The organism is Immundisolibacter sp. (genome assembly GCF_041625615.1).
Taxonomy (GTDB): domain Bacteria; phylum Pseudomonadota; class Gammaproteobacteria; order Immundisolibacterales; family Immundisolibacteraceae; genus Immundisolibacter.
In genome coordinates this window covers 1-4,317 of the sequence record NZ_JBFJTF010000164.1, presented here as the reverse complement: position 1 = coordinate 4,317, position 4,317 = coordinate 1, and the positions used below count along the sequence as shown (strand labels likewise).

The 4,317-nt window shown below is 68.9% G+C and carries 4 protein-coding genes and 1 tRNA gene; all 5 read left to right on the top strand.

What is annotated here, in order from left to right:
- Nucleotides 1-2 precede the first annotated feature (2 nt).
- Nucleotides 3-77 (top strand) — tRNA-Val (locus ABYX71_RS10660).
- 172 nt (nucleotides 78-249) lie between these two features.
- A complete protein-coding gene (locus ABYX71_RS10655) occupies nucleotides 250-1,320 on the top strand; it encodes a 3-deoxy-7-phosphoheptulonate synthase (RefSeq protein ID WP_372696476.1) in 1,071 nt (356 codons plus the stop codon).
- A 227-nt stretch (nucleotides 1,321-1,547) separates the two neighbouring features.
- Nucleotides 1,548-1,817, top strand: a complete 270-nt coding sequence (locus tag ABYX71_RS10650) for a ferrous iron transport protein A (RefSeq protein ID WP_372696475.1) — start codon at nucleotides 1,548-1,550, stop codon at nucleotides 1,815-1,817.
- A 5-nt stretch (nucleotides 1,818-1,822) separates the two neighbouring features.
- On the top strand, nucleotides 1,823-3,712 hold the full coding sequence (locus ABYX71_RS10645) for a ferrous iron transporter B (protein ID WP_372696477.1): 1,890 nt from the start codon (nucleotides 1,823-1,825) through the stop codon (nucleotides 3,710-3,712).
- Nucleotides 3,713-3,808: 96 nt separating this feature from the next.
- Nucleotides 3,809-4,317 (top strand): 4-hydroxyphenylacetate 3-hydroxylase N-terminal domain-containing protein (locus ABYX71_RS10640; RefSeq protein ID WP_372696474.1); only part of this gene is annotated, 509 nt, incomplete at its 3' end.

The window sequence follows — 4,317 nt, the reverse complement described above, 5'->3', positions numbered from 1 at the left end:
GGGGGCGATTAGCTCAGCGGTAGAGCACTACCTTCACACGGTAGGGGTCGCTGGTTCGATCCCAGCATCGCCCACCATCGCTTGCACGAAAACGCCTGGCTCCGCCCGGGCGTCGTGTTTTTCGGGTGCCTCCCGCCTCGCGCCTGGACGTGGCCAGCGCGCCGCCCGTCGGCGCCGGCGTCGGCAGCATCGGCGCGCAGCCTTTACAATCGGCGGCCGCCTTTGACTTATGCGATCGCCCGAGCGCCCATGGACAAGCTGACCAATATCAATGTCGTCGAGCAGCAGCTCATGCCGACCCCGGCCGAGGTGCGTGCCCGGCTGCCGCTGACACCCGCCGCCGAGCGCACCGTGCTGGAAGGTCGCGCCGCGGTGCAGGCCATCCTGGACCGGCGCGACCCGCGCCGTTTCGTGGTGGTCGGCCCGTGCTCCATCCACGACCTGGACGCCGCACGCGACTACGCGCGTCGCCTGCAGGCGCTCTCGCAGGAGGTCAAGGACACGCTGCTGGTGATCATGCGCGTGTACTTCGAGAAGCCGCGCACCTCCACCGGCTGGAAGGGCCTGATCAACGACCCGCGCATGGACGACTCCTTCCACATCGAGGAAGGCGTCGGCAAGGCGCGCGAGCTGCTGCTGGAACTGGCCGACATGGGTCTGCCGGCCGGTACCGAAGCGCTCGACCCGATCATGCCGCAGTACCTGCACGACCTGATCACCTGGACCGCCATCGGCGCGCGCACCACCGAGTCGCAGACCCACCGCGAGATGTCGAGCGGCCTGTCGACGGCGGTCGGTTTCAAGAACGGCACCGACGGCGGCATCGAAGTGGCCATCAACGCCATGAAATCGGCGGCCAGCCCGCACAGTTTCCTGGGCATCAACCTGCAGGGGCAGTCGGCGGTCATCCGCACCCGCGGCAATCCGTACGGCCACCTGGTGCTGCGCGGCGGTCATGACCGGCCGAATTACGATTCGGTCGCCGTGGCGCTGTGCGAACAGGCGCTGGCCAAGGCCAAGCTGCCGCAGAACATCGTGGTCGACTGCAGCCACGCCAACTGCAACAAGCAGCCCGAGCTGCAGGGCCTGGTGCTCGAGAACTGTGTCAGTCAGATGCTGGAGGGCAATCGCTCCATCGTCGGCCTGATGCTGGAGAGCAACCTCGAAGCCGGCAACCAGCCGATTCCGGCGGACCTGTCGCAGTTGCGCTACGGCGTGTCGGTGACCGACCCGTGCATCGACTGGGTAACCACCGAATCCCTGCTGCGCGACATGCATCGCAGGTTGCGCCCGCAGGTGCGCGCCGCGCAGGTCGCCTGAGCGTTACCGGCTGCCGGCGCAGGGCGTTTTCCGGCGTGGGCAGCTGGTGCAGGCTCCCGTCGAGAAGCAGGCGCCGGGCCCCGGCGCTCCGGTGTCTGGGTCATCGCTGCGCAGGCAGCGTTGGCATGAAGGCAGACGTTTCTGATAATCGTTATCATTAACTTCCCGACCTGTTCGGCGCTTGACCGCGATGCCCGCGGTTTCCGCGCCCGCCACCCGACACCGTCATGAGCGACTTTCACAACGTCTCGCCAGCGGTCACGCTCGACCGACTCGATCTGAACCAGCCGATGCAGGTCGTCGACATCCAGGTGCCAGCGGAACTGCCGGAATGGCGTCTGTGGCTGGAGGAAATCGGCTTCATTCCGGGGGAGCCGGTCTGCCTGCTGGCGCGCGGCCTGCCGGGCGGCGATCCGCTGGTGGTCCGCGTCGGTGCCTCCACCTTTGCGCTGCGTCGGGCCGAAGCGGCCTGCGTGCTGGTCGAGGCCGCATCGTGAACGTCGTGAACAAAGAGGCGGTCCTGCATTTCCAGCATGCCGACCCCCTGGTGGCCTTGCTGGGCAACCCCAACTGCGGCAAGACCGCACTGTTCAATCGGCTCACCGGCAGTCGGCAGAAGGTCGCCAACTACGCCGGGGTGACGGTCGAGCGCAAGGAAGGCCGATTCACGGCCGGCTCGGGCAAGGACGTGCGGGTGCTGGATCTGCCCGGCGCCTACAGCCTGAACCCGCGCTCGCCGGACGAGCGGGTGACGGCCGATGTGCTCTACGGGCGCGCCGTGGGCGAGAAGCGGCCGGACCTGATCGTGTGCGTGGTCGATGCCACCAACCTGCGGCGCAACCTGCGCCTGGTGCTGGCCGTCAAGCGCCTGCGCCTGCCGTGCGTGGTGGCGCTGAACATGGTCGATCTGGCGGCCCGCCGTGGCATCACGGTGGATGCCGCGGCCCTGGAGCGGGAACTGGGCGTGCCGGTCATTCCCACCGTCGCCGTCAAGCCCGACGGCGCCGCGGCGCTGCGGGCGCTGCTGAGCGACCGGGCAGCCTGGCCGAAACCGTCCTACGGTGAAGACGCGGCCCCCGGTGCCGAGGTCGATCCGCGCGGCGATCACGCCGCCGTACGCGCCATTCTCGAGCGCGTGGGATTGAACGAAACGATGCCGCACCTGGTCAGCGACCGCATCGATCAGGTGGTGCTGCACCCGCTGGCCGGGCCACTGCTGCTGGGTCTGGTGCTGTTCCTGGTGTTCCAGGCGGTGTTCGCCTGGGCCGAGGCACCGATGGGCTGGATCGAGGCGGGCACGGCCTGGGCCGGTGGCCTCGCCGGCTCCCTGCTCGGCGACGGCTGGCTGCACAGTCTGGTTGTCGACGGCGTCATTGCCGGTGCCGGCGGTGTGCTGGTGTTCCTGCCGCAGATCGTCATCCTGTTTTTCTTCATTCTGGTGCTGGAGGAATCCGGCTACCTGCCGCGGGCGGCGTTCCTGCTGGACCGCCTGATGGGCGGCGTGGGGTTGTCGGGGCGCTCGTTCATCCCGCTGCTGTCGAGTTTCGCCTGTGCCATTCCCGGCATCATGGCCGCGCGCACCATCGCCAACCCGCGCGACCGCCTGGTGACCATCCTGATCGCGCCCCTGATGACCTGCTCCGCGCGCCTGCCGGTGTACGCGCTGCTGATCGGCGCGTTCATTCCCCGCCGCGAGGTATGGGGCGGGCTGGAACTGCAGGGGCTGGTGCTGCTGGCGCTGTATGTGGCCGGCATTCTCGGTGCGCTGACGGTGGCCTGGGTGCTCAAGCGCCTGACCGCGCGGCGCCAGGTGCGCACGCTGATGATGGAGCTGCCGAACTACCACTGGCCGGTGCTGCGCAACATCGCCATCGGGCTGTGGCAGCGGGTGGTGGTGTTCGTGCGGCGTGTCGGCGGCATCATCCTGGCCTTGACCGTGCTGATGTGGTTCCTGGCGAGCTTCCCGGCGCCGCCGGCGGGCGCGGTCGGGCCGGCCATCGAGTACAGCCTGGCCGGCACCCTGGGGCGCGCGCTGGCGGTGGTGTTCGAGCCCATCGGCTTCAACTGGCAGATCAGCATCGCCCTGGTGCCGGGTCTGGCGGCGCGCGAAGTGGCGGTCGGTGCGCTGGGCACGGTCTACGCCCTGTCGGCGGCCGGCGAGGACACGGTCGGCACGCTGACGCCGCTGATCGCCCAGGACTGGAGCCTTGCCACGGCGTTGTCGCTGCTGGTCTGGTATGTGTTCGCGCCGCAGTGCCTGAGCACCCTGGCGGTCATCCGTCGCGAGACCAACAGCTGGCGCGTCGCCGCCCTGACGGCCGGCTACCTGTTTGCCCTGGCGTATCTGGCGGCGTTCGTCGCCTATCGCGCGGCACTCTGGCTCGGTGGCTGAGGCAGGCACGTACCGCTTGCGTCAGGGGGCTGCCACGGGCTAAAACCCTCCGCCACGGTCTCGCAGCGAAGGCCGGTGAGGGAGGAGGGGCCGCTCATGGGCATACGCACCGGCGCGCAGTACATTGCGAGCCTTCGTGACGACCGCGCGCTGTACATCGGCGGGGAACGCGTGGCGGACGTCACCCGCCACGTGCCGCTGGCCGGCATCCTCGCCAGCATCGGCGCGCACTACGACGCCTTCCACCAGCCGGACCTGCAGGCCGACTACACCTACCCTTCGCCGAAGGATGGCCGGCCGGTCAGCAATTCCTTCCTGCCGGCGCGCACCTGGGACCAGGTGCAGCAGCGCCTGCGCGGCGAGTCGGCGCGCAAGGAAGCGACCTACGGCCTGATGGGCCGCCTGCCGGACTTCATGAACGCCTTTGTCACCGACGCGGCGGTGATTGCCCCGCACGTGCTGGGCCACCGGGACAGGGCGTTTGCCGACAACGCCATCCGCTACTGGGAATACTGCCGCGACGAGGACATCTGTCTCACCCACACGCTGGTCGATCCGAAGCGCGATTACGGCAAGGACCTGTCCGCCCAGCGGGCGCTGAAGGT

Bases quoted from the DNA above. Each gene is read 5' to 3' on its own strand.
- ABYX71_RS10655 (WP_372696476.1), top strand. From the start codon at position 250: ATGGACAAGCTGACCAATATCAATGTCGTCGAGCAGCAGCTCATGCCG.
- ABYX71_RS10650 (WP_372696475.1), top strand. From the start codon at position 1,548: ATGAGCGACTTTCACAACGTCTCGCCAGCGGTCACGCTCGACCGACTC.